This window comes from Streptosporangium sp. G12, assembly GCF_052983175.1.
Genome location: NZ_JBRIQO010000025.1, coordinates 95028 through 116903, shown reverse-complemented (window position 1 = coordinate 116903; position 21876 = coordinate 95028). Strand labels below are relative to the sequence as shown.

Here is a 21876-nt window from a genome sequence, read left to right as displayed (position 1 = left end):
TCTCGGCCTTTCACGGCTTGGCGGTCCCAGGCTCCCGGGAACGGCCTCGCCACGGTCACCAACGGTCCGGGGCCTCCGGGCGGGAACCGGCGGCGCTCCCGCCCGGTGACGCCGTGGACGCCGTGTCCGTCCGCCGCGACCGCGCTCGGGCCCCGTCGGACAGGGCGTGACAGCGCGCGATCTCGGTCTCCGGATAGGGGGACTCCTTGCTCTCGTCGCACAGGCGCCGATGGAACTCGTCCATCACGACGGCCGTACGGGCGTGCCTGGTGAGGACCGAGACCGCGGCCGTGGGGACGCCCGAGGGCCTGTCGCCGTTGGCCCAGTCACGGACGAACCGGTCACGGTCCACGCCGCCGCGTACTCGCTCGGCCAGATGGTGGTTGACCAGGTGCGCCGCGGTGTAGGCGCGGTCGTAGTCGCGGTGCCGTGTGAGGAAGGCCGCCTCCCCCGCGGAGAGTTCGAACCGGGGGCTGAGGGCGAGGCCGAAGTCGGAGAAGTACAGGCGGTGGCCGTCCGTCAGGACGTTGTGGAAGTGGGCGTCGAAGTGGACGAGACGCCGGCTCCGCATGAAGGCGACCGTCTCCGCCAGTTCCGCGTCCACCCACGCGTACGCGGAAAGGTCCTGTCCGGGCAGCCACGCGGCGAGGGTCTGGGGAACGTGCTCCAGGAAGAGGACCACGCTCGCCGGGGAGCTGCGGATCGCCTCCAGCCGCTCTCGCACGGCCGGTGAGCCCTCCCAGTGGCCCACCGCGCCCTCCAGGTCGCCGAACTCGGCGAACACGGCGCTCTCGGAGGGGGGCGGGCCGGGCAGCACCCGCCAGTGGTACAGCAATGGGAAGCCCTGGTGCTCCTCCCCCAGCACCCAGTTGGTCGCCATGGTGTGGACGGCCAGCTCGCGCCAGGCCCCGAAACCGGCCGACCCCAGTCCGTACTGGTAGAAGGCAGGCAGGCCGAAGAGGTTCGCGGTGGACATGACGTTCTCGGGGCGCAGCTCGGGCTCGGTCAGGGGCACCTTCTTGACGAAGACCCGCACCCCCTCGACCTCCAGCGCCGCCGACGCGCCGCCGATCCCCGCCCCCAGCCTGCTCGCCCCCTCCACGAGGTCCCCGAGCCGGCGGTCGCCGAGCAGGGCGAGGTGGGTGGACACCTTCGAGTACGCGGCCACGCGCGCGGCACGCGTCGGGTCCGGACGGGTCATCGGGGCTCCTCGGTGCGCTGGGCCGGGTATGGCGGCGTGCGTCCGGCGTGCATCTGATCGCGCCGGACTCTACACACCGGCACCTCCTCGCCACGACCTACCGTCCCGAGCCGGACCGGACGCGGGGACGGTCGAGGGGGGGCGGGGCCGCCACGCTCCAACAAATCGGTTGCCCTCCCGGACGACCCTCTGCTGGACTTCTGACGACGGCCGATCGATCAAGGAGAAGGAAATGCGCGAAGCGTTCATGTTTTCCCGGAAAGGAAATCCCATCCATCCAGAGGACATGACGCTTGGTGAGAACACTCGACCCAACGACTTCGGCGCGGGCAGACGCCGGTAGGACAAGCCTGGCCGGGCGGCTGCTCCACGCCGTCAAGGCCGGCGACAAGACCGGCGCCGCGGCCCGGCGCGCCGTCCTGCGCCACCTTCGCCCGGGACGCCGCTCCGCCGTGGCCCTCGCCGCCGCCGTCGCCGCCGCGACGGCGCTGCCGCTGGCGGCGCCCCAGCTCACCCGTCGCTTCGTCGACGACGCGATCGGCGGCGCGAGCACCCGCCACCTCACGCTGGTCGCCCTCGGCTACCTCGCGCTCGCCGTCGCCGGGCAGGCCGCCCGCATGGCCACCGCCTGGCTCGCGAGCCGTCTCGCCTGGGACGGTACGAACCGGCTGCGGGAGAGGCTCGCCGAGCACGCGCTCGGCCTCGACATGGCCTACCACGGCCGGCGCACACCCGGCGAGATGATCGAGCGGGTGGACGGCGACGTGGTCGCCGTGGCCGAGTTCGTCGTCGCCTTCCTGCTGGACGTCGTGGTCGGCCTCCTGCTCCTGGCCGGGGTGCTCGTCGTCGTGTTCACCGTCGACGCGCGTATCGGCGGCGCGCTGCTGGCGTACTGCGCGCTGATCGGGTTCGGCATGGCCCGCGCGCAGCGGCTGGCCGTACCGTCGGCCACCCGCTCGCGGGCGGAGAGCGCGGCGCTCTTCGGCGGTCTCGAGGAACGGCTGGCCGGCGTGGAGGACATCCGGGCCAACGGCGCCGGGGAGCACGTCGTGAACCGGTTCCACCGGGCCTCCGCGACCCTGTACCACGCGGAGTTCCGGGACGCGCGGATCGGGACCGGCATCCTCGCGGGTACGGCGGTGGCGTTCGCGGCCGGTACGGCGATCGTGCTCGGCCTCGCCGTGTGGACCCGGGAGTCCGGGACGCTCACGGTCGGCACCGCCGTGCTGCTCTTCCAGTACACGCAGATGGTGCGCGTGCCGTTCGAGCGGCTGATCGACCAGCTGAGGCGGTACCAGGCGGCGCTGGCCGGCATCGCGCGCATCGGCGACCTGCTGGCCGAGCGGCGCACGCTCCCCGCGCCCGCCGACCCGCGGCCGCTGCCCGCGTCCGGGCCGCTCGCCCTGCGCCTCGAAAATGTGGGTTTCGCGTACGCCGACGACGACGAGCCGGTCCTGTCGGACGTCACGATCACGCTGGCGCCGGGCGAGACGCTCGGCCTGGTGGGCCGTACGGGCAGCGGCAAGACGACCGTCGCCCGGCTGGTGCTGCGCCTGTACGACCCGACCGAGGGCACCGTCCGGGTCGGCGGCCTGGACCTGCGGGACGTCGATCCCGCGTCGATACGCGGACGGATGTGCGTGGTCACCCAGGACGTGCAGCTCTTCGCCGCCAGCGTCAGGGACAACCTCACCCTCTTCAGGCCACTCGCCGGTGACGACCGGCTGCGCGCCGTCCTGGCCGGTGTCGGCCTCGGCGACTGGCTGGCCGCCCTGCCCGACGGGCTCGACACCGAGCTGGGCGGCGGTTCGCGAGGCGGCCGGGGAAGCGGCGTCTCGGCCGGGGAGGCACAGCTGCTCGCGTTCGCGCGGGCGTTCCTGGCCGACCCCGGGCTCGTCGTGCTCGACGAGGCGTCCAGCCGGCTCGATCCGGCCACCGAGCGGCGCGTCGAGGAGAGCGTCGACCGGCTGCTCGCCGGCCGGACCGGCGTGCTCATCGCGCACCGGCTCTCCTCCCTGTCCCGGGTGGACAAGATCGCCGTCATCGACCGGGGCAGGGTCGTCGAGTACGGCCACCGCGAGGACCTCGTCGCGGACCCGCGGAGCCGGTTCGCCCGGATGCTGGACGTCGCGGGGGTGGCCCGATGAGGCCCGTGACGCTGGTGGCCACCCGCCTCGCCCGCTTCGACCTGCGCCGCTACCTGGTCGGCGCCCTGCTGTGGATGCCGGTCAGCGTCATCCCGCTCGCCGGCGGGCTGGTGCTGCAGCGGCTCTTCGACCAGATCGGCGGGCAGCGCGCCGCGAGCCTGGAGCAGTCGCTGTGGCTGTGTGCGGCGTTCGTGGGCGTGGAGGTGGTCCGCGGCCTGGTGCTCGTCGTCGCGTGGTCCTACGGGGTCTACTGGTGGGCCGCCGCCGCGACCCTGTTGCGGGCCAACGCGTTGCGCTCGATCCTCACCGCGCGCGGGCCGGCGGCGACCCGGCTGCCGCACTCGCCGGGCGAGGCGGTCGCCCGCTTCCGCGACGACGTGAGCGACCTGGTCAACCTCACCGACGAGAGCGTCCCGCTGGCCGGTTCGGCTCTCTTCGGCGGCGCCGCCCTGGTCGTCATGGCCTCCGTCGATCCCGTCATCACCCTGGTGCTGGTGGTGCCGATGATCGCGGTCGGCGCGCTGAGCCGGCTGCTGAACGAGGTGATCCGGCGGCTGCACCACCGTGCCAGGGTGCTCGGCGCGGCCGTCACGGCCCACATCGGCGAGACCTTCGGCGGCGTGCTGGCGATCAAGACCGCCGGGGCCGAGGACGCGGTGCTGGAACGGCTGCGCGAGCACAACCGCGGGCGGCGCGACGCCGCCGTCAAGGACCGGCTGGCGACCGACATGCCGGCCGCCGCCACGGGCGCGGCCGTCGAGATCAGCACCGGTCTCGTACTGCTCCTGTGCGCGTCGGCGATGCGCCGCGGCGACTTCACGGTGGGCGACCTCGCGCTGTTCACCACCTATGTCGGCTGGCTGACGGCGCTGCCGCGCACCATCGGCGCGATCCTCCACCGCCTGCCCCAGGGCGCGGTCGCCGCCGAACGGCTCACCCGGCTGATGGCGCCGTACGAGGACGCCGGCGACCTGTCGCGCGGCCGCGACGTCTGGTTCCACCGGGAGCCGCCTCCGGCCCCGTCGCCGCCGGATCACGGCGACGCGCTCCGGGTCGTCGAGGCGCGCGGGCTGACCGTGCGCCACGGCGGGAGCGGCCGCGGCGTGCGGGCGGTCGACCTGCGGGTGGCGCGGGGGTCGTTCACGGTGATCACCGGCGCCGTCGGCTCGGGCAAGACGACCCTGGTACGCGCCCTGCTCGGCCTGGTACCGCTGGATGCCGGGACGATCACCTGGAACGGCCGGCCCGTCGACGACCCGGGGACGTTCCTGGTCCCCGGCCGCGCGGCGTACGCGAGTCAGGTCCCCCGGTTGTTCTCGGAGTCGCTGCGGGAGAACCTGCTCCTGGGCAGGTCCGTGGACGACGACCGGCTCGGCCTGGCGCTGGAGCTCGCGGCGTTCGAGGAGGACCTGGCCGGGATGCCCGAGGGCATGGACACGGTCGTCGGTCCCCGTGGCGTACGGCTGTCCGGTGGCCAGGCGCAGCGGGCGACCGCGGCACGGGCGCTGGTCCGGGCGCCGGACCTGCTCGTCGTCGACGACCTGTCGTCGGCCCTGGACGTGGAGACCGAGAGGCTGTTGTGGGACCGGATCGCCGATGCCGCCCGCGACGGGCGCGGCCCGGGAACGCTGCTGGTGGTCTCCCACCGGCAGGCGGCGCTGGAGCGGGCCGACCAGGTCGTCGTCCTCGACCGTGGCCGGGTCGCCGGCCAGGGCCCGCTCGGCGAGCTGCTGGAGAGCTGCCCGGAGATGCGGCGGCTGTGGAGCGAGGAACGCGTCGCCGAGGCCGGGGAACGACCGGAGAGCGGGGAGCGACCGGAGGCCGGAGAACGCGGGAAACGCGGGAAACGCGGCACATCGGGCGCGACGTAGCGTGGCGGGCGGCCCGGCACGCGGCCCCCGGTCGCCGGTCGGGGCCCGCGGGGGCGTCGTCCGGCGCCGCCGCGGCCCTCCGCGGTTCACCGGCCGGGGGAAGGGACCGTCCGGCGCCGCCGCACCCGTTCGCACCCGTTCACACGCTCGCGCCCGTTCGCGCCCGTTCGCACGCTGACACCCGTTCGCGCGGTCAGGAAGGGGCGTCGGCCGATCCGGCCGCCGGGAAATCGCCGCCGCCCGCCACGTGCCCGATCAGTTCGAGCACGGCCTGCCGCCCGCCGTTCGCCTCGGCCCAGCGGCTCACCCGGCACGCGGCCTTGGCGTAGAGCCGCTGATCAGCGGCGGCGGCACGCAGCCAGTCCTCAAGAGTCTCGGGCAGCGCCTCCTTCGAGTCCACCAGGCACCGGTCTCGGGCCGTCTCGGGGGCCAGGTAGCGCGGATCGCCGGACACCAGGACGGCGAGTCCCTCGTCGAACCACTGCGGGACCCGCCGCGACCCGAGCCGGGCGTGCAGCTCGACGTGCGACATCTCGTGCGAGGCGATCACCGGGTCGATGCCGCGCGGCGACAGCATCACCGTGCGGCTCAGCACCGCGATCCCCCGTTCCCCTCCCCCGCCGATCCTCCGGTAGCACGCGCTGGTCACGCAGGCCAGCACGCCGGGAGAGCTCTCGCGCCCGCCGTAGAAGTCCTCCACCCGCCGGGCGGCCGCGTCGACCGCCTCCGCCACCTGTCGTTGCCGCGCCGCGGGCAGGTCCGGCTCGACGTACAGGCCCGGCCTGATCCGCTCCATTCCATAACAGCCGGGACAGGTCGTGGCGGCGACCGACGGGAAGGCGACCGCGATCCCTGCCGTCGCGGCGACGATCAGCACGGCGAACAGGGCGAGCAGCCACCCCCCTCTCCTGCGGAGGGTTCGCCGACGGTGTCGATTCATCACGTCACTCCTGTCGCCGATGAGGTGAAGACTCCAGAGAATTCTCACCCACGAGCGACGATTCCCTGCCATTACGGGAGTCCCCCCTTCGACAGGCCATCACCACTCCAGGAGACGACGATGCCCGCGCAGAAGCCCGCGCAGCCGCTCGACCACACCTTCACCGCGCCGATCGAGAAGGACGGGGCCTTCGCCACCTTCGTGACCGTGCCAGGCTCCGCCGAGATCCTCGGGACGAGGCGGGCCGTGAAGGTCGGCGGGACGATCGACGGCCACCCGTTCACCGCCACCCTCATGCCGTCGGGCAACGGTCCGCACTGGCTTCCCATCAGGGCGGCACTGTGCAAGCTCATCGGCAAGGACCAGGCCGGCACCGAGGTGACGTTCCACCTCGATCAGCGGTTCAGCTGAACCAGCCGAGCCGACCGCGCCACCGCACCCGGACCGTGGCGCGCGCCGGACTCAGGGCAGCGAGGCGGGCAGCCCGAAGCGGACGAAGTGGTCGGAGCCGATGAACGAGGTGATCCCGGCGATCCGCTCGCCGCGCAGGGTGAACACGTTGATCGACCAGGCGAGGTGGGCGGCGGCGTCCTCGTCCCAGCGGTAGCAGCCCACCCCGGGCTGGCCGTTCGCGCCGGCCGGGAGGTGCCGCCAGCTTCCGCAATTGGTCAGCGGGACACGTACGGCGAAGTCGGTGACGGCCTCCAGGCCGCGGTACCAGTGCGCCATCGGCGGCATCGACCAGGTGACGTCCTCGGTCAGCAGCGCGACCAGGGCGTCGGCGTCTCCGCGTTCCAGCGCGGAGGAGTATCCGGCGACGATCTCCCGTACCCGGGCGTCGCCGATCTTTCGCAGCGTCGGCTGCTGGGTGCGGGGGGAAGACCTTGTCCGCGACGACCTTGCGCGCTCGCGCCAGGGCGCTGTTCACCGACGTGGTGGTGGTGTCCATCATGGTGGCGATCTCGGCGGCGGAGAAGCCGAGGACCTCGAACAGCAGCAGCGCCGCCCGCTGGTTGCCCGGCAGGTGCTGCAGGGCCGCGACGAAGGCGAGCTCGACGGCCTCGCGCTGCTCGTAGCGTGCGCCCGGACCGGCCGGATCGTCGGTGAGACCCGCGTCGGGGTAGGGGCCCAGCCAGGCGACGTCGGTCAGCGGGGCGTCGCCGAGCACGGCGCGCTCGCTGGAGGGGCCGAGGTCGACGGGCATCGCCCGCCTGCCCCGGGTGGCGACGATGTCCAGGCAGGCGCGGGTGGCCACGGTGTAGAGCCACGAGCGCAACGAGCCGCGGCCCTCGAAGCGCGCGAGTCCCCGCCAGGCCCGTAGCAGGGCGTCCTGCAGGGCGTCGTCGGCGTCGTGGGCGGAGCCGAGCATGCGGTAGCAGTGGGCGTGCAGCTCGCGGCGCAACGGCTCCACGAGGCGGGTGAACGCGGCGTCGTCCCCGTCGCGCGCCCGGGTCAGATCATCCTCACCGTCACGCGCCCGCACCGGGTCCGTCTCCACGTCCGTCTCGGTGTCCGTCTCGGTGTCCGTCTCGGTGTCCGCGCCACGCGCCCGGGTCAGGTCGTCCTCACCGTCACGTGCCCGGATCGCGTCCGTGTCCGCGCCACGCGCCCGGACCGGGCCGGCGTTCCCGGCGTCTTCCGCCGCCTCGCCCACGGACCACGAAGAAATCTTCCTCACGAACGACGATTCTGCCTCACGCCGGAAGTCTTCTCTTCTGAGCACCACAGCACTGGCCCAGACTGTTCCAGGAGATTGCCATGAACCCCGCGACGATCGTCACCGCCGATTACCTCAAGGTCCCCGGCGCCACGCTCTACTACGAGGTACGGGGCCAGGGGCCCCTCGTGGTGCTCGTCGGCGCCCCGATGCACGCCGCGCACTTCGCGCCGCTGGCCGGCCTGCTCGCCGACGACCACACCGTGCTCACCACCGACCCCCGGGGCGTCAACCGCAGTTCCCTCGACGAACCCGGCCAGGACTCGACCCCGCAGATGCGCGCCGACGACCTCTCCCGGCTCCTGACCCGCCTCGACGCCGGTCCGGCCGCGGTCTTCGGTTCCAGCGGCGGCGCCGTCACCGCGCTCGCGCTCGCCCACCCCGAGCAGGTGCGCATCGTGATCGCGCACGAGCCCCCGCTGAACCGCCTGCTCGACGATCCCGAGGAGCGCGACGCCGCGGTCGAGGACATCATCGCCACCTACGTCTCCGGCGACGTCGCGGGCGCCTGGGCCAAGTTCATGATCAACGCCAACATCCCGATGCCCGAGTCCGAGGAGCCGGCGGGCGGTCCCGCGGAGGCGCCGGCCGAGCCCGATCCGCAGGAGGCCGCGGACGAGCGCTTCTGGTTCCTGCACGAGATGCGCGCGACCACCCGCTGGGAGCCCGACATCGCCGCCCTGCGTGCCGGGCCGGTCTCCATCGTGGTCGGTATCGGGGAGGAGTCGGCAGGCCAGCTCTGCGACCACGCGTCGACCGCACTCGCCGCGGCGCTCGGCACGAAGCCGACGTACTTCCCCGGCGGCCACATCGCCTTCGCCGACGACCCCGACGAATTCGCCCCCAGGCTGCGTGAGGTCCTGCGGGAGAACGAGGTCCCGAAGGAGAACTGAGCGACGACGCCGTGAGCACGTACGAGAACGCATGAGAACGCATGAGAACGCATGGCCACGTGCTCGCATGTGACGGATCCCCCCGGCGGGGGCGGGGATCCGTCCGGCGGGGGATCCGTCACCGCGGTGCGGGGATCAGGCGAGGTTCAGCTGCCAGGAGACGCCGAAGCGGTCGTTGGTCCAGCCGAAGCGCTTGCTGAAGCCGTAGGAGCCGAGCGGCATCAGCGGCTGGCCGTTCTCCGACAGCGCCGCGTACAGGCGCTCGATCTCCGCCTCCGACTCGCACTGCACGTACAGCGAGATCGACGGGGTGAAGCCGAAGGCGTGCGGCACGTTGCTGTCGATGGCCATGTGCTCCCGGCCCGCCAGCGTGAACGTGGCGTGCTGCACGCTGCCCTCCGCGCCTGGCCCCTCGGGACCGTAGCGGGCGATGGCGAGGATCTCGGCGTCGTCGAACAACGAGGTGTAGAAGGTCACCGCCTCCTCGGCGGTGCCCTGGAACATCAGGAAAGTAGTGATCTTCTGCGACATCGGGTGAACTCCTGGCAGGGGTGTGAGAGAAGAGGATGCCCCCGGCGACGGGGACGACCTGCTCACCGGCGGCTCCGGCACCACACTCGCCGAAAACCTAGAACATGTGCTCGATAACTATTTCAGGACCAACTTATATAAGTCAAACACGATGCAGAGGACATTGCGATGACAGAGAGTGAAATCGAACCGGTTTCGGTGTCACGGCGAATCCCAGCGCCTGCGTCCCGGATCTTCGACATCCTGACGGACCCCGCCAAACACATCGATCTCGATGGCTCCGGCATGTTGCGCGGCGCTGTTTCCCCTCAGGTCGTCTCCGGCGTCGGAGACCTGTTCACGATGAAGATGCACTATCGGGAGCTCGGTGACTACGAGATGATCAACCACATAGTTGAGTACGAGACGAACCGACGCCTGGCCTGGGAACCGGAAGCGGGGCTCGGCCACCCCGACTCCCTTCCTGAAAGCTCGTCCGCACGCTGGGGCCATCGATGGGGGTTCACCCTGACTCCAGATGGAGCCAACGCCACAACCGTGACGCACACCTACGACTGCTCCCGTGTCCCCGAAAAGACCCGAAAGAACATGGACAACGGCAGGGCGTGGATCGTCAGCATGACAGCGACACTGGAACGACTCGACGCGCTCTCGACCGCTCGTTAGAGCATCACCGTGTGACGCAGAAGGTTCACCGCAGGCGACTTCGGCCGGTGCCGCTCGATGGAGCCGAGGCGATGGACATGATCTTCCCCATTGAGGTCAAGGCAGCATGGTCGCCCGGAAGATCAAAAGGCCACTTCCCGGCCCGGGAAACGACCTCTGAGCTGGGTAGGACTACCAGGACTCGAACCTGGGACCTCTTCCTTCGCCCTCCTCGCCCGTCACGGCGTCGTCCGGCCGGGCCGCGCGAATGACGTCGACGATGGCGCTCTCCGCTTCGAGGTCAGCGGATGTGGCGAAGTCATCCGCGGATTTCTCGAAGCGCTTCAGCGACGCACCGTACATGGCTCCCAAGACAGCGGCTCCCGATCGCGCTGCCGCGACGGCCAGTTCCTCGTCCGTGATCGGCATGTGGACAGGATAGGCGCGGTTCTTCACCGTTCGATCGGCGGAATCGGCGGGCACGCGGCCCGCGTTCGGCTGTTCACGACTCGCCGTGACCGGGAGGCGCAGGACCCGCGCGTGGCTGTCGGCGGCCAGGCGCCCGCTTTGACCTTGCGGCCGAGATGACCGAGATGACCGAGATAACCGGCGAGGGCCGGGGTCAGGGCGGGGTGCCGTCGGCGGAGGCGACGAGGCGGGCGGCCAGTGCCCTGACCTCGTCGCGCAGCTCGGCGGGAGTGATCACGACGAACGGCCAGCCGAGCCCGGCGAGCATCTGCGCCATCCCGTCCAGCCGCTCGGCCCTGGTGTCCAGCGACACCCCGCCGGAGGTCTCGGACAGCGTCGCCGTGGAGGCCGGAATCCGCGCGGCGGCCTCCTCCAGGGTGGTCTCCAGCAGCACCCTGACCTCGTGCCTGTAGGGCACCGCCGACAGCGACCCGACCACGTGGGCCACCGGGTCGAAGCCGTCGGGCACCTGGAAGCCCCGCTCGGTGCGCACGGCGCCCGCCACCCGGTCCACCCGGAACGTCCTGATCTCCCCGCTGCCGTGGTCGAGCCCGGCGACGTACCAGCGGCCGGAGTGGAAGACGATGCCGTACGGGTCCAGGTCGCGCTCGGAGGCGTCGCCGCGCCAGGAGCGGTAGGCCAGCCGGACGGTGACCCGGCGCCGGGCGGCGTCGGCGAGGGTGAGCAGCGGTCCCGCCCTCGGGGTGCTCACCTTCGACACCGCCCTCCCGGTGTGGCCCAGCGTCTCCGACACCGCGTCGACGCGCTCGCGCAACGGGCGCGGAAGCACCCGCTGGATCTTGGCCAGCGCGCTCTCGGTCGCGGCCTCCCCCACCGCCAGCCCGGTCCGCCGCCCGGCCAGCAGCCCCAGCACCACGGCGGTGGCCTCGTCGTCGGTGAGCATGAGCGGCGGGAGCTTGTAGCCGGGCAGCAGCCGGTAACCGCCGTGGCGGCCCCGTTCGGCCTGGACCGGCACCCCGAGCTCCGACAGCCTCACCGCGTAGCGGCGGACCGTGCGCTCGTCCACCTCCAGCCTCGCGGCGAGATCCGGGCCGGTCAGGCCGGGGACGGCCTGCAGCAACTCCAGTAGCGCGAGCACCCGGGCGGCGGTCATCTGGATTCCCCTCAAAATCAGGACCGATACTGTCCGGATTCGATTCTAGGGTGAGGCCAGGCGAACAGAGGAGAGACACGATGAGCACGTACGTCCTGGTCCCCGGTTTCTGGCTCGGCGCGTGGGCCTGGGAGAAGGTCACCGGACCGCTGCGCGAGGCCGGGCACGACGTCCACCCGGTCACGCTCACCGGCCTCGGCGACAGGGTTCACCTGGCGGGCCCCGAGGTCGACCTGGAGACCCACATCCAGGACATCGTCAACACCGTCGTCTTCGCGGACCTGACCGAGGTGATCCTCGTCGCCCACAGCGGGGCCGGCGGCCCGGTCACCGGCGCGGCCGACCGGATCCCCGAGCGCGTCGCCCGGATCGTCTACGTCGAGAGCGGGCCGACGGCCGACGGAACGACCCATCTGGACCTCCACGAGCCCGGGTGGCGGGCGTTCATCGAGAGGCGGGTCGCCGAGCGGGGCGACGGGGTGCGCTACCCGTTGCCCTCCTGGGAGGAGCAGGAGGAGGCCGGGGCCGGCCTGGAGGGACTGGGCGAGGCCGAGCGTGAATGGCTCGCCTCCCGCGCGACCCCGCAGCCGTACGGGACGATGACCCAGCCGCTGGTGCTCAAGGGCGGCGCGTCCGCGCTGCCCAAGACGCTCGTCACCTGCTCGTTCCCGTTGGAGCGGGTGCACGCCATGATCGCCTCCGGTCACCCCTACTTCGCCGCGCTCGCCGGGCCCGAGTGGAGCTTCGCCGAGGTGCCGACCGGGCACTGGCCGATGGTCTCCAGGCCGGAGGAGACCGCCGCCGCGCTGGCCGCGCTGGGGGGCTGAGGGGCCGGGGCACCGCGGGGCTCCGGGAGGACATTTGTCACTGGTGGTTCCGGATCGATGGATCTGCCCCGGATAACGCGCTCTCCGTAGCGTCTTCACCATGACGAACGACGTGAACGACGCGGTGTCCCTCAGGGACGTGACCAAATGTTTCGGGGCGGTGCGCGCCGTGGACGGGCTCAGCCTCGACATCCCCGCCGGGCAGACCGTCGCCCTGCTCGGTCCCAACGGCGCGGGGAAATCGACCACGATCGGGCTGCTGCTCGGGCTGCTGGCCCCCGGCTCCGGGACGGTGCGCGTCTTCGGGGACTCCCCCGAGAACGCGGTCCGGAGCGGGCGGCTGGCGGCGATGCCCCAGGAGGGCGGCCTCGTTCCCCGGACCACGGTCCGCGAGCTGGTCGGTTTCGTCTCCGGGACCTACCGGTCGCCGCTCCCGCTGGAGGAGGTCCTGGCGACCGCCGGGCTGGAAGGGCTGGCCGGCCGCAGGATGGAGCGGCTGTCGGGCGGCCAGGCGCAACGGGTCCGCTTCGCGCTGGCACTGGCCGGGGACCCCGACCTGATGTTGCTGGACGAGCCGACCTCGGCGCTGGACGTGCGGGCCAGGCGGGAGTTCTGGGAGAGCATGCGCGCCTTCGCCGCGCGCGGCAAGACGATCCTGTTCTCCACCCACTACCTGGAGGAGGCCGACGAGTACGCCGACCGGGTGGTGGTGATCGACCGGGGCCGGATCGCGGCCGACGGTACCAGCAGGGAGATCAAGCGCCTGGTCGCGCTGTCCACGGTCAGCGTCACCGCCACCGGGGAGGCCGCCTCGCTGGAACGCCTGCCCGGGGTCGTCTCGGCCGAGATCCGGGGTGGGCGGGCCCACCTGCGTACCCGCGACGCCGACGCCACCGTCGTGGCGCTGGCGGCGGCGGGAGCCGTACGAGACCTCGAGGTCGTCCCCGCCGCGCTCGAGGACGCCTTCATCGCGCTGACAGAGCTGACACCCGGACCGGCGCCGAGGCCGACACCGGGACCGACATCCGGACCGGCACCGGGACAGGCACCGGGACAGGCATCGCGGCGGGCACCGGGGATGACGGAGGTGGAGGCGTGATGCTCGGCTACATCCGCCTGGAGTTCACCAGGACCCTCCGCGACCCGGGATACGTGATCATGGGTTTCGCGATGCCCGTGACGATGTACCTCCTCTTCACCAACCTCGGCGTGACGGGCGACGACCGCGTCCTGGCCGCCCTCTACGTGATGGTCAACATGGCCGCCTTCGGCGCGATCGGCTCGGCTCTCAACAACGGCGGCGGCATCGCCGAGGACAGGTCGGCGGGCTGGCTGCGGCAGCTGCGGATCACTCCGCTGGCCCCGGCACGGGTGGTCGCGGGCAAGGCGGCCACCGGCATGCTCGTGGTACTGCCCGTGATCATCGGTGTGTCCCTGTCGGCGGCGCTGCTCAACGGGGTACGGATGGAGACCTGGCAGTGGATCTCGATCGTGCTCCTGCTCTGGGCCGGCTCGCTGCCCTTCACCCTGCTCGGCCTGGCCTTCGGCTACCTGTTCAGCGGCCAGACCGCCGCCGTGCTCAACATCGCGGCCAACATGTCGATGGCCGTCATCGGAGGGCTGTGGCTGCCCGCCGAGGCCTTCCCCTCCTGGTTGCGGGCCGTCGCGGAGTGGACGCCGAGCTTCGGCTACGCCGACCTGTCGCGGAAGGTCGCCTTCGGGGAGGCACCCGAGGTGGGCACGGCGCTGATGCTGACCGGCTGGCTGGTCGCCTTCGGGATCCTGGCGGTGCACGGCTACCGCCGGTCCGGGCGCGTGGGGTGAGCCGCGTGATAGGAGTGGCCGGGTGAGCGGGAAGCCGGAAGGACCGCGAGAGGCGCGACGGGTGAGGCAGAGGGGACCCGAGGCGCCGGAGGCGGCGGGCCGGGGAGGACCTGGAACGGTAAAACCGGGAGAGCCGGGGACGGCCGGGCGAGGAGGACCGGGGAGGGCCAGGCGGGGAGGGCCGGGAGAGCTCGCCTTCTACCCGTGGCTGCTGCTCGTCTACCCCCCGATCAGCGACCTCGTGGCGGGGCAGGTGCGGCCGGTGCCGCCCGCCGCGCTGGGGATCGCCGCCTTCGCCGTCCTGTACGTGCTGTGCATCCGGTTGTCCTTCCGCGACCGGCGGCGCGCGGCGGCCGTGGTGCTGGCCGGGCTGCTGGTGGTGGCCTTCCTGCTGCTGGCGGGGTTCGCGCACAACTGGTTCTACCTCGCGCCGCTGATGACCATCGCCTGCGGGGCCGTGCTGCGCGGGAGGTCCGTCTACCTCCTCCTCACGGCCCTGACGCTCGCGCTGGTCGTGGTGATGTGGCGCGCGGGGGCGAGCTGGGCGAGCATCTCCCTGGCCACCTGGGGGACGACCACCGGCGGCCTGGTGGTCAGCATCGTCCTGAAGCTGTTCTCCGTGATCGCCGAGCTCCAGGAGACCCGCGAGGAGCTGGCCCGCGCCGCGGTGGCCGAGGAGCGGCTGCGGTTCTCCCGCGACCTGCACGACCTGCTCGGGCACACCCTGTCGGTGATGGTGGTCAAGGCCGAGGCCGTACGGCGGCTGGCCCCCCGCGACGGCGAGGCGGCGGCGCGGCAGGCCGCCGACATCGAAGCCGTCGGCAGGAAGGCGCTGACCGAGGTGCGGGCCGCGGTCACCGGTTACCGTGGCCGGGGGCTGGCCGCCGAGCTGGCCTCGGCGCGTACGGTTCTGGCCGACGCGGGCATCGCCGCCACCGTCACCGTCACCGGGGAGCGGCCGGCCCCGGAGGCCGACGCCCTGCTGGGCTGGGCCGTGCGGGAGGGGGTGACCAACGTGGTCCGCCACAGCGCCGCCCGCACCTGCGAGATCACCCTGGAGGGAACGATGCTGGAGATCCGCGACGACGGGCGGGGGCGTGGCGGGAGCCCCTTCGGCAACGGCCTGCGCGGCCTGACCGAGCGGGTCGTCGCCCTCGGCGGGACCCTGGAGACCCGCGACCGCGACGGCTTCCTGCTGAGGGTGACGCTCCCATGACCGCTCCTGACGCTCCCATGATCAGAGTGCTGCTGGCGGAGGACCAGGGCATGATGCGCAGCGCGCTGGCCCTGCTCCTCGACCTGGAGGACGACCTCGAGGTCGTCGCCACGGTCACCCGGGGCGACGAGGTCGTGCCCGCCGCGCTCACCGCGCGCCCCGACGTCGCCCTGCTGGACATCGAGATGCCCGGGAGCAGCGGCCTGGACGCCGCGGCCGAGCTGCGGGACCGGCTGCCGGGTTGCCGGGTGCTGATCCTGACCACGTTCGGCAGGCCCGGCTACCTGCGGCGGGCGATGGAGGCGGGCGCCGCGGGGTTCCTGGTCAAGGACGGCCCCGTGGAGGAGCTCGCCGCGGCGATCCGCCGGGCCCTGGCGGGCGAGAAGGTGATCGACCCCGCGCTGGCCGCCGCCGCGCTGAGCGCCGGTGCCAGCCCGCTGACCGATCGCGAGCGGGACGTGCTGGCCGCGGCGGTCGACGGCGCGACGATCTCCGACATCTCCCGGCGGCTGCACCTGTCGGAGAGCACGGTGCGCAACTACCTGTCCGCCGCGATCGGCAAGACCGGCACCCGCAACCGCATCGAGGCCGCCCGCGCCGCCCGGCACAACGGCTGGCTCTGAACGACCGGCGCGGAACCGGCCGGACGGTGTCGCTGCTCATCCTCGGCGAGCCTCCGAGCGGTTTCCTCCTGAGGCCGCGTTCGCGGGGCGCCGGTCAGGCCCCGAGATCACGGACGACGGTGTCCAGCCGCTGGGCCAGCTGATCAAGCCGCTCCCCGCTCATCTCCCCGCTCATCTCCTCGCCGGCGAACTGGTCCTGCAGTTCGCGCCGGCTGATGACGGTCAGGCCCTCGACCTGGTCCGCGGGGACCACCCGGCACGTGCCATCAACGAGGATCAGCGTCGTGTCGGGTTCCGGCGACTCCAGCAGTTCGCGGACGTGATCTCGATCGACGAGTGCCATGGGTGCGTCCTTTCCCCGTTCGTCCGGCGTTCCGCCGGGAGCGGCCTTCGGAGGGGGTGGTTCGTGAGCAGTGCTCGGTCGTCCGGCCTGGGACGGGACGTGGCGCACCGGTCGGAGGAAACGTCGCCCGACCGTCCGCCAAGGGGAACGGGCGCCCGCGCGTGCCCTGCGCGTCCATGACGCCTCCCCCGAAGCCGATGACCCGGACTTGCCCGGTGTTACCCGGGAAATTCCGCCCTACACCGCTCCCCGTCCCGTGGCGAGCCACGATCCGCGCCTCCGGCGGCCTCTCGGCGCGTCAGGGTGCCGATGCCGGGAAGGGACCCGGCATGCCTTCACCGAATTCTGTTCTGATCTCTGGCGGGGTGGCGCGACGACTCTTCCGAGCGGTGGCCCGTGGGCGCGGCGGCAGGGCCCTGCACCCGGACGGCGCGGTCCTGCCCGGCGTCCTGACCGTCGACGCCCCTTCTCGCCGGCCGCTGGGGATCGGCGTGTTCGACGAACCAGGACGCACCGAGGTGACGACCCGGCTCTCCAGGGCCATGTCCCTTCCCTGGCCGCTGCCCGACGTCCTCGGGCTGGCGCTGCGGATTCCCGGTGGCGCGGGCGACGGGCGAAACCTGGACCTCCTGCTGTCCACCTGCGGCCGGTGGCCGGGAGCGGACCGGCTGCTGTGGCCGCGCACGAGCTTCACCGCCGGTCCGTACTCCACTCTCGCGGCCTACCGTCACCCGCGCGGGAGGGTGCGCCTGGTCGCCGCCCCGGCCGGTCCCGCCCTGCCCGCCGAGCCGCGGCGCCTGCGCCGGTCGCCGGCTCGCGGGCCGTTCACCTTCCATCTCCTTGCCGCCCCCGCCGGGAGACGGCCCTGGAGGTTGGCGACGCTGACCGTCCACGACGGCCCCGGGATGCCGGATGTGGCCTTCGACCCGGTCGTGAACGGCCATCCCGCGCTCCGCATGGCCGGCTGGTTGCGCCGCCTGCGGCAGGAGGCGTACGCGGGCTCCCGGCAGGGGCGTGACGCGCCGCCCGTGTCACATTGACCCTCCTCGGGGCGACTCCGGCGGATTCGTTGCCCCTTTCCCGAGTACTCGCCCCCATACCGGGTAACCGGCCATTTCCGTGGCGGCACCGTCACGGTGGTCGTGAGCGAGGGACTTTCGTGCGTGGAAGAACCTTCACCGGCCGGGATCTGTCCGGCGCGCCGAGCGGTCTCGCCAACCGGCCACTGACGACGTCTCCGCCGGACCCGCTCCGGCCGGACGCCTCCTCACCTCCCGCCCGCCGATGAGGGCCTCACCGGAAGATCCTTTTCCTTCCGGAGAAAGGAGTTCGCGGACATGAATCTCCTGTTCAAAGGGCTGGCGGTCACAGCCGCCGGCGTCGCCGCCGCCGCGGCCGGACGGGTGCTGACTCGCCCGCCGTCACCGAATCCCACCGAGTGGTACGCGCTCACGATCGACCGTCCCTCCGCCCTCCTGAGCGGGCCCGACCGTCCGGAGGAGCTGAAGCGCCTGGCCGAGGAGTGCGAGATGCGCCTGACCGCCGCTCCGGGCGGGCGCGGGACCGAGGCGGCCGTACGTTCCTCGCGAGCCGATCATCGGGAGCGGCTGCGCGCGGTCAAACAACGGATCGAGACCGGCGAGGTGTTGCGCGTCGAGGGCCAGACCGAGGGCCGCAGGACGGCGACGGGCCGGTTCGGGCTGCCCCTCGCCAAGCGACTGATGCGAGGGGGAATCCGGTGAAGGCCATCTGCTGGACGGGCGTCAACGAGGTGTCCGTCGAGGACGTCCCCGATCCCGGGCTGCTCAACCGCCGCGACGCGGTGGTCAAGGTGATCGCCAGCGCCACCTGCGGCTCCGACCTGCACCTGCTCGACGGCTACGTGCCGACGATGATGGCCGGCGACGTCCTCGGCCACGAGTTCGTCGGGGAGATCGTGGAGGTCGGGCCCGACGTGCGCGAGCGCCGGGTCGGCGAGCGGGTGGTGGTGTGCTCGATCATCGGGTGCGGCGGCTGCCACTACTGCCGCCAGGAGATGTACTCGCTGTGCGACAACAGCAACCCCAATCCCGGGTTCCTGGAGAACTTGATCGGTCACTCGGGCGCGGGCATCTTTGCCTACTCCCACGCCCTGGGCGGGTACGCCGGCAGCCACGCCGAGTACGTGCGAGTGCCCTTCGTCGACGTCAACGCCTTCGTGGTGCCGGAGGGGGTGAGCGACTCCAACGCGGTGTTCGCCTCCGACGCGGTGCCCACCGGCTGGATGGGGGCCGACATCGGCGGGGTCGGCCCCGGCGACGTGGTGGCCGTGTGGGGGTGCGGCGGCGTCGGCCAGATGGCCATGCGCGCCGCCGCGCTGATGGGTGCCGAGCGGGTCATCGGCATCGACCGCTTCCCCGAACGGCTGGTCATGGCCGAGCGCCACGCCGGCGCCGAGACGATCGACTACGAGCGCACCGATCTCCTCGGCACGCTCAAGGAACTCACCGGGGGCCGCGGTCCCGACGTGTGCATCGAGGCGGTCGGCATGGAAGGGCACGGCACCGGCGCCCAGTACGCCTACGACCGGGCCAAGCAGGCCCTGCGGTTGCAGACCGACCGCGGCATCCCGCTGCGGCAGGCGATCCACGCCTGCCGCAAGGGCGGCACGGTCGCGGTACTGGGCGTCTATCTCGGTTTCGTCGACAAGTTCCCCATGGGCGCCGTGATGAACAAGGCGCTCACCCTGCGCAGCGGGCAACAGCACGGCCAGCGCTACATCCCGATGCTGCTGGAGCGCATGGCCAAGGGCGAGATCGACGCGGCCCACCTGCAGACTCACCCGATGAGCCTCGACGAGGGGCCTCGCGGCTACCGGCTCTTCAAAGACAAGCAGGACGGTTGCGTGCGGGCCGTCTTCCGGCCCCAGGGACCGGAGGCGTGACCTCCGCACCGCGCGGGCACGGCGTCCCGCCGGCCCCGCGCGGTGGCGACCGCGCGGGACCGTCCCATCGGTGTCGCCGTACGCGGTGGCGAACAGCGAAGACAGTGGTCACAGAGAGTGAAGGGCCGGGCGCGAGGGCCAGGACCGGGTGAGGTCAGAGAACGGGCGCGGGAGCGGGGTCGGGGTCGGAGGCGTCCTCGGTGAGCCAGTCGCGCATCATCGCGTAGGTCTTCTCCGCGATCAGCTTCTGGCCCGCGGCGTTGGGGTGGAAGAAGTCCCACTTGCTGAGGTGGCCGACCGTGAACCGCTGCCTGAACACCTCGTTGCCGTCGAAACGGCAGGCGGGGCCGTACGCCGCGCAGACCCTGGCGAGCGCGACGTTGTAGGCGGCCACCCGGGCGCGCACGCGGTCGCGGCGCGCCCGGTCGGCCGCCGAGGTCGAGGTGGGCCGCGCCAGCATGGTGGGGCAGATCCGGCCCACCGCCCAGAACCCGCGCGCCACCGGGTTGCCCTTGCCGATCTGCCACAGCCGCTTGATGTCGGGAATGCTCGCCACGAACACCCGGCCGCCGGGCCGCCCGGCCCGGAACAGCGCCAGGGCCTCGGCCACCCGCCGCTCGTAGACGGCCACCGGGGTCATCCGCCGCTCCTCGGACACGCAGGCGTCCTGGGCGCCGATCAGCACCGTCACGTAGTCGGCGCGCCTGCCGACCGCGCGGGCCATCTGCCCTGCGAGGTCGGCGCTGGTGGAGCCGGGGACGGCGAGGTTCACGTTGTGCCCGGCGACGGCCGCGTCCAGGGCGCGCAGCCTCACGTACTGGCTCCGGACGCTCTGGTGGTCACCGGTGGACCAGGAGCGCGAGGTGCAGGTGAGGTACCAGCCGCAGGCGTTGAACCCGGCGCTGATGGAGTCGCCGAGCGCGGCCATGACCACCGGCCGCCAGGGTTGCGCCGCCTGGACGGCTCCGGCGGGGGCCAGCCAGGCGGTCGTGAGGGCGCTCAGCCCTGTGAGTGCTGTCACAGTCGTGCGAAGCATGACACCTCCGCTGAGAGATCGCGTCTGCTTCGGATGTATCACCGCAGGCCAGGACAGTACGGCCCGTTGACCGAGTACCTTGGTTTTCTTGACACGGCGTGGCGGGTGTGCTGCCGGGAGAACCGCCGTCGAACACGTTCAGTTTCACGCATAGAGTGGCGGGGGTGAGTGTAGCGCTCGGATCAACCCGTCCTCTCGTGGTGACGACCACCCCCGTCGACGACCCCGGTGACCTGTTCGCACGACTGCCGGAGACCGCCCCCTACGCCTGGGTCAGGCACGGGGAGGGCCTGGTCGCCTGGGGTGAGGCCATCCGTCTGGCCGTGCCGCCCGGCCCCCGGCGTTTCGACTGGGCCCGTGACCGGCTCTCGGATCTCTTCGGCGAGGCGCACGTCGACGACGACGTGGTGGCGCCCGGCTCGGGCCCCGTCGCCTTCGGCTCGTTCACCTTCGACCCGGAGGCCCGCGGCTCGGTCCTCGTCGTCCCCCAGACCATCCTCGCCCGCCGCGACGGCCGCGCCTGGCTGACCACCGTCGGCGAACGGCGGCTCGACGCGGTCACCCCGCTCCGCACCCCGGGCAGGATCCGGTACGGCGACGGCAGCCTGACCGCGCCCGAGTGGGAGCACGCCGTGGCCAGGGCCGTCCGGCGGATCAGGTCGGGCCACCTGGAGAAGACCGTGCTGGCCCGCGACCTGACCGCCGTCGCGGAGCGGCCGATCGACGTCCGGCTGCTGCTGGCCCGCCTGGCCGACCGCTATCCGGAGTGCTACACCTTCTCCTGCGCCGGACTGGTCGGCGCCACCCCCGAACTGCTGGTCCGGCGTACCGGGGAGACCGTCGAGTCCCTGGTGCTGGCCGGCACGATCGCGCGGGGCGCCGACCAGGCCGACGACGTGGCGCGCGGCACGGCCCTGTTCACCTCGGAGAAGAACCGCCACGAGCACGCCTGCGCGGTCGCGTCGGTGCGCGAGGCGCTCGACCCGCTCTGCGCCGAGCTGAAGATCCCCGAGGAGCCTGAGCTCCTGGTGCTCTCCAACGTCCAGCACCTGGCCAGCCCGGTGAGCGGGCGCCTGTCGGACGGGGCCTCGGTCCTGGACGTGGTGGCGGCCATGCACCCGACCGCCGCCGTCGGCGGCACCCCCACCGGGGCGGCACTCGGCGTCATCCGGGAGCTGGAGGGCATGGACCGGGCCGGGTACGCCGGGCCGGTCGGCTGGATCGACGCGCGTGGTGACGGAGAGTGGGGCATCGCGCTGCGCTGCGCCCAGATCGAGGGCTCCAGAGCCCGCCTGTTCGCCGGCTGCGGCATCATGGGCGACTCCGACCCCGCCTCCGAGCTCGCGGAGGCCCAGGCCAAGCTCCGCGTGATGCAGTACGCCCTGGAGGGCTGACCCTCCGGGCTGACGCGCCGTCGACCAGGCAGTTTCCGTGTGGTCTGGTGACCACCCGGCGAATGGGCGTACCCTCACAAGGGCAATACATCGGACATTTCCGGCAAGAAACAGATATTTTCTCAAGCTCGGCGTCCTCTCGTCGCCGCACGGCCGGCCAATT

22 protein-coding genes and 1 pseudogene are annotated in these 21876 nt (G+C 72.4%); 14 read left to right on the top strand and 9 right to left on the bottom strand.

Annotated features, from left to right (window positions below; genetic code table 11):
- Nucleotides 1–55 precede the first annotated feature (55 nt).
- Nucleotides 56–1201, bottom strand: coding sequence for a protein kinase family protein (locus tag ACVCAG_RS33720; RefSeq protein ID WP_447191093.1), 1146 nt, complete (start codon nucleotides 1199–1201; stop codon nucleotides 56–58).
- Nucleotides 1202–1497: 296 nt separating this feature from the next.
- Between ACVCAG_RS33720 and ACVCAG_RS33715 the strand changes: the two genes are divergently transcribed.
- Nucleotides 1498–3348, top strand: coding sequence for an ABC transporter ATP-binding protein (locus ACVCAG_RS33715; protein ID WP_447191092.1), 1851 nt, complete (start codon nucleotides 1498–1500; stop codon nucleotides 3346–3348).
- On the top strand, nucleotides 3345–5219 hold the full coding sequence (locus ACVCAG_RS33710; protein ID WP_447191091.1) for an ABC transporter ATP-binding protein: 1875 nt from the start codon (nucleotides 3345–3347) through the stop codon (nucleotides 5217–5219). The genes ACVCAG_RS33715 and ACVCAG_RS33710 overlap by 4 nt, the downstream gene beginning before the upstream one ends.
- Nucleotides 5220–5412: 193 nt before the next feature.
- Here ACVCAG_RS33710 and ACVCAG_RS33705 read toward each other — a convergent pair whose 3' ends face one another.
- Entirely contained in the window at nucleotides 5413–6159 is a 747-nt protein-coding gene (locus ACVCAG_RS33705) for a hypothetical protein (protein WP_447191090.1), read from the bottom strand.
- Between the two features lie 120 nt (nucleotides 6160–6279).
- On the opposite strand from ACVCAG_RS33705, the gene ACVCAG_RS33700 reads away from it, so the two are divergent.
- Nucleotides 6280–6570 (top strand): DUF1905 domain-containing protein, encoded by a 291-nt coding sequence (locus tag ACVCAG_RS33700; protein ID WP_440087332.1) that lies wholly within the window; start codon nucleotides 6280–6282, stop codon nucleotides 6568–6570.
- 51 nt (nucleotides 6571–6621) lie between these two features.
- Here the strand turns inward: ACVCAG_RS33700 and ACVCAG_RS33695 are convergent, their stop codons facing one another.
- Complete coding sequence (locus ACVCAG_RS33695) at nucleotides 6622–6981, bottom strand: nuclear transport factor 2 family protein (RefSeq protein WP_447191099.1); 360 nt, start codon at nucleotides 6979–6981, stop codon at nucleotides 6622–6624.
- 109 nt (nucleotides 6982–7090) lie between these two features.
- Nucleotides 7091–7570 (bottom strand): annotated as a pseudogene (locus ACVCAG_RS33690) (RNA polymerase subunit sigma-70); the annotation flags it as partial.
- Nucleotides 7571–7917: 347 nt separating this feature from the next.
- Between ACVCAG_RS33690 and ACVCAG_RS33685 the strand changes: the two are divergent.
- Nucleotides 7918–8769, top strand: coding sequence for an alpha/beta fold hydrolase (locus ACVCAG_RS33685; protein WP_447191089.1), 852 nt, complete (start codon nucleotides 7918–7920; stop codon nucleotides 8767–8769).
- A 135-nt stretch (nucleotides 8770–8904) separates the two neighbouring features.
- On the opposite strand, the gene ACVCAG_RS33680 is transcribed toward ACVCAG_RS33685, so the two are convergent.
- Nucleotides 8905–9300 (bottom strand): VOC family protein, encoded by a 396-nt coding sequence (locus ACVCAG_RS33680; protein WP_440087335.1) that lies wholly within the window; start codon nucleotides 9298–9300, stop codon nucleotides 8905–8907.
- Nucleotides 9301–9468: 168 nt separating this feature from the next.
- On the opposite strand from ACVCAG_RS33680, the gene ACVCAG_RS33675 reads away from it, so the two are divergent.
- Nucleotides 9469–9966, top strand: a complete 498-nt coding sequence (locus ACVCAG_RS33675; RefSeq protein WP_440087336.1) for a hypothetical protein — start codon at nucleotides 9469–9471, stop codon at nucleotides 9964–9966.
- A gap of 171 nt (nucleotides 9967–10137) precedes the next feature.
- Here ACVCAG_RS33675 and ACVCAG_RS33670 read toward each other — a convergent pair whose 3' ends face one another.
- Entirely contained in the window at nucleotides 10138–10374 is a 237-nt protein-coding gene (locus ACVCAG_RS33670) for an inositol monophosphatase family protein (protein ID WP_447191088.1), read from the bottom strand.
- Nucleotides 10375–10567: 193 nt separating this feature from the next.
- Entirely contained in the window at nucleotides 10568–11527 is a 960-nt protein-coding gene (locus tag ACVCAG_RS33665) for a helix-turn-helix transcriptional regulator (protein WP_447191087.1), read from the bottom strand.
- A gap of 80 nt (nucleotides 11528–11607) precedes the next feature.
- Between ACVCAG_RS33665 and ACVCAG_RS33660 the strand changes: the two genes are divergently transcribed.
- The 5 genes from ACVCAG_RS33660 to ACVCAG_RS33640 all read left to right on the top strand — a co-directional run bounded on the left by ACVCAG_RS33660 (nucleotide 11608) and on the right by ACVCAG_RS33640 (nucleotide 16017).
- On the top strand, nucleotides 11608–12354 hold the full coding sequence (locus ACVCAG_RS33660) for an alpha/beta fold hydrolase (protein WP_440087339.1): 747 nt from the start codon (nucleotides 11608–11610) through the stop codon (nucleotides 12352–12354).
- A 100-nt stretch (nucleotides 12355–12454) separates the two neighbouring features.
- Nucleotides 12455–13453 (top strand): ATP-binding cassette domain-containing protein, encoded by a 999-nt coding sequence (locus tag ACVCAG_RS33655; RefSeq protein ID WP_447191086.1) that lies wholly within the window; start codon nucleotides 12455–12457, stop codon nucleotides 13451–13453.
- A complete protein-coding gene (locus ACVCAG_RS33650) occupies nucleotides 13453–14178 on the top strand; it encodes an ABC transporter permease (protein WP_440087341.1) in 726 nt (241 codons plus the stop codon). The genes ACVCAG_RS33655 and ACVCAG_RS33650 overlap by 1 nt, the downstream gene beginning before the upstream one ends.
- Before the next feature lie 61 nt (nucleotides 14179–14239).
- Nucleotides 14240–15394 carry a sensor histidine kinase gene (locus tag ACVCAG_RS33645; RefSeq protein ID WP_447191085.1) on the top strand — a complete coding sequence of 385 codons (1155 nt, stop codon included), beginning with the start codon at nucleotides 14240–14242 and terminating at the stop codon, nucleotides 15392–15394.
- A 17-nt stretch (nucleotides 15395–15411) separates the two neighbouring features.
- On the top strand, nucleotides 15412–16017 hold the full coding sequence (locus ACVCAG_RS33640; RefSeq protein ID WP_440087426.1) for a response regulator: 606 nt from the start codon (nucleotides 15412–15414) through the stop codon (nucleotides 16015–16017).
- A gap of 94 nt (nucleotides 16018–16111) precedes the next feature.
- Here ACVCAG_RS33640 and ACVCAG_RS33635 read toward each other — a convergent pair whose 3' ends face one another.
- A complete protein-coding gene (locus ACVCAG_RS33635) occupies nucleotides 16112–16360 on the bottom strand; it encodes a hypothetical protein (protein WP_440087344.1) in 249 nt (82 codons plus the stop codon).
- A gap of 389 nt (nucleotides 16361–16749) precedes the next feature.
- Here ACVCAG_RS33635 and ACVCAG_RS33630 point away from each other — a divergent pair, with 389 nt between their 5' ends.
- From ACVCAG_RS33630 to ACVCAG_RS33620, 3 genes are all read left to right on the top strand, one after another.
- Entirely contained in the window at nucleotides 16750–17400 is a 651-nt protein-coding gene (locus ACVCAG_RS33630) for a hypothetical protein (protein ID WP_440087345.1), read from the top strand.
- A 297-nt stretch (nucleotides 17401–17697) separates the two neighbouring features.
- Nucleotides 17698–18102 (top strand): hypothetical protein, encoded by a 405-nt coding sequence (locus ACVCAG_RS33625; protein WP_440087346.1) that lies wholly within the window; start codon nucleotides 17698–17700, stop codon nucleotides 18100–18102.
- On the top strand, nucleotides 18099–19283 hold the full coding sequence (locus tag ACVCAG_RS33620) for a zinc-dependent alcohol dehydrogenase (RefSeq protein ID WP_447191084.1): 1185 nt from the start codon (nucleotides 18099–18101) through the stop codon (nucleotides 19281–19283). The genes ACVCAG_RS33625 and ACVCAG_RS33620 overlap by 4 nt, the downstream gene beginning before the upstream one ends.
- 154 nt (nucleotides 19284–19437) lie before the next feature.
- Here the strand turns inward: ACVCAG_RS33620 and ACVCAG_RS33615 are convergent, their stop codons facing one another.
- The gene (locus ACVCAG_RS33615; RefSeq protein WP_447191083.1) at nucleotides 19438–20304 is read right to left on the bottom strand and encodes an SGNH/GDSL hydrolase family protein; all 867 of its coding nucleotides are present in this window, start codon (nucleotides 20302–20304) and stop codon (nucleotides 19438–19440) included.
- Between the two features lie 179 nt (nucleotides 20305–20483).
- On the opposite strand from ACVCAG_RS33615, the gene ACVCAG_RS33610 reads away from it, so the two are divergent.
- Nucleotides 20484–21713: an isochorismate synthase gene (locus ACVCAG_RS33610; protein ID WP_447191082.1), complete on the top strand. Its 1230-nt coding sequence runs from the start codon at nucleotides 20484–20486 to the stop codon at nucleotides 21711–21713.
- Nucleotides 21714–21876 lie beyond the last annotated feature (163 nt).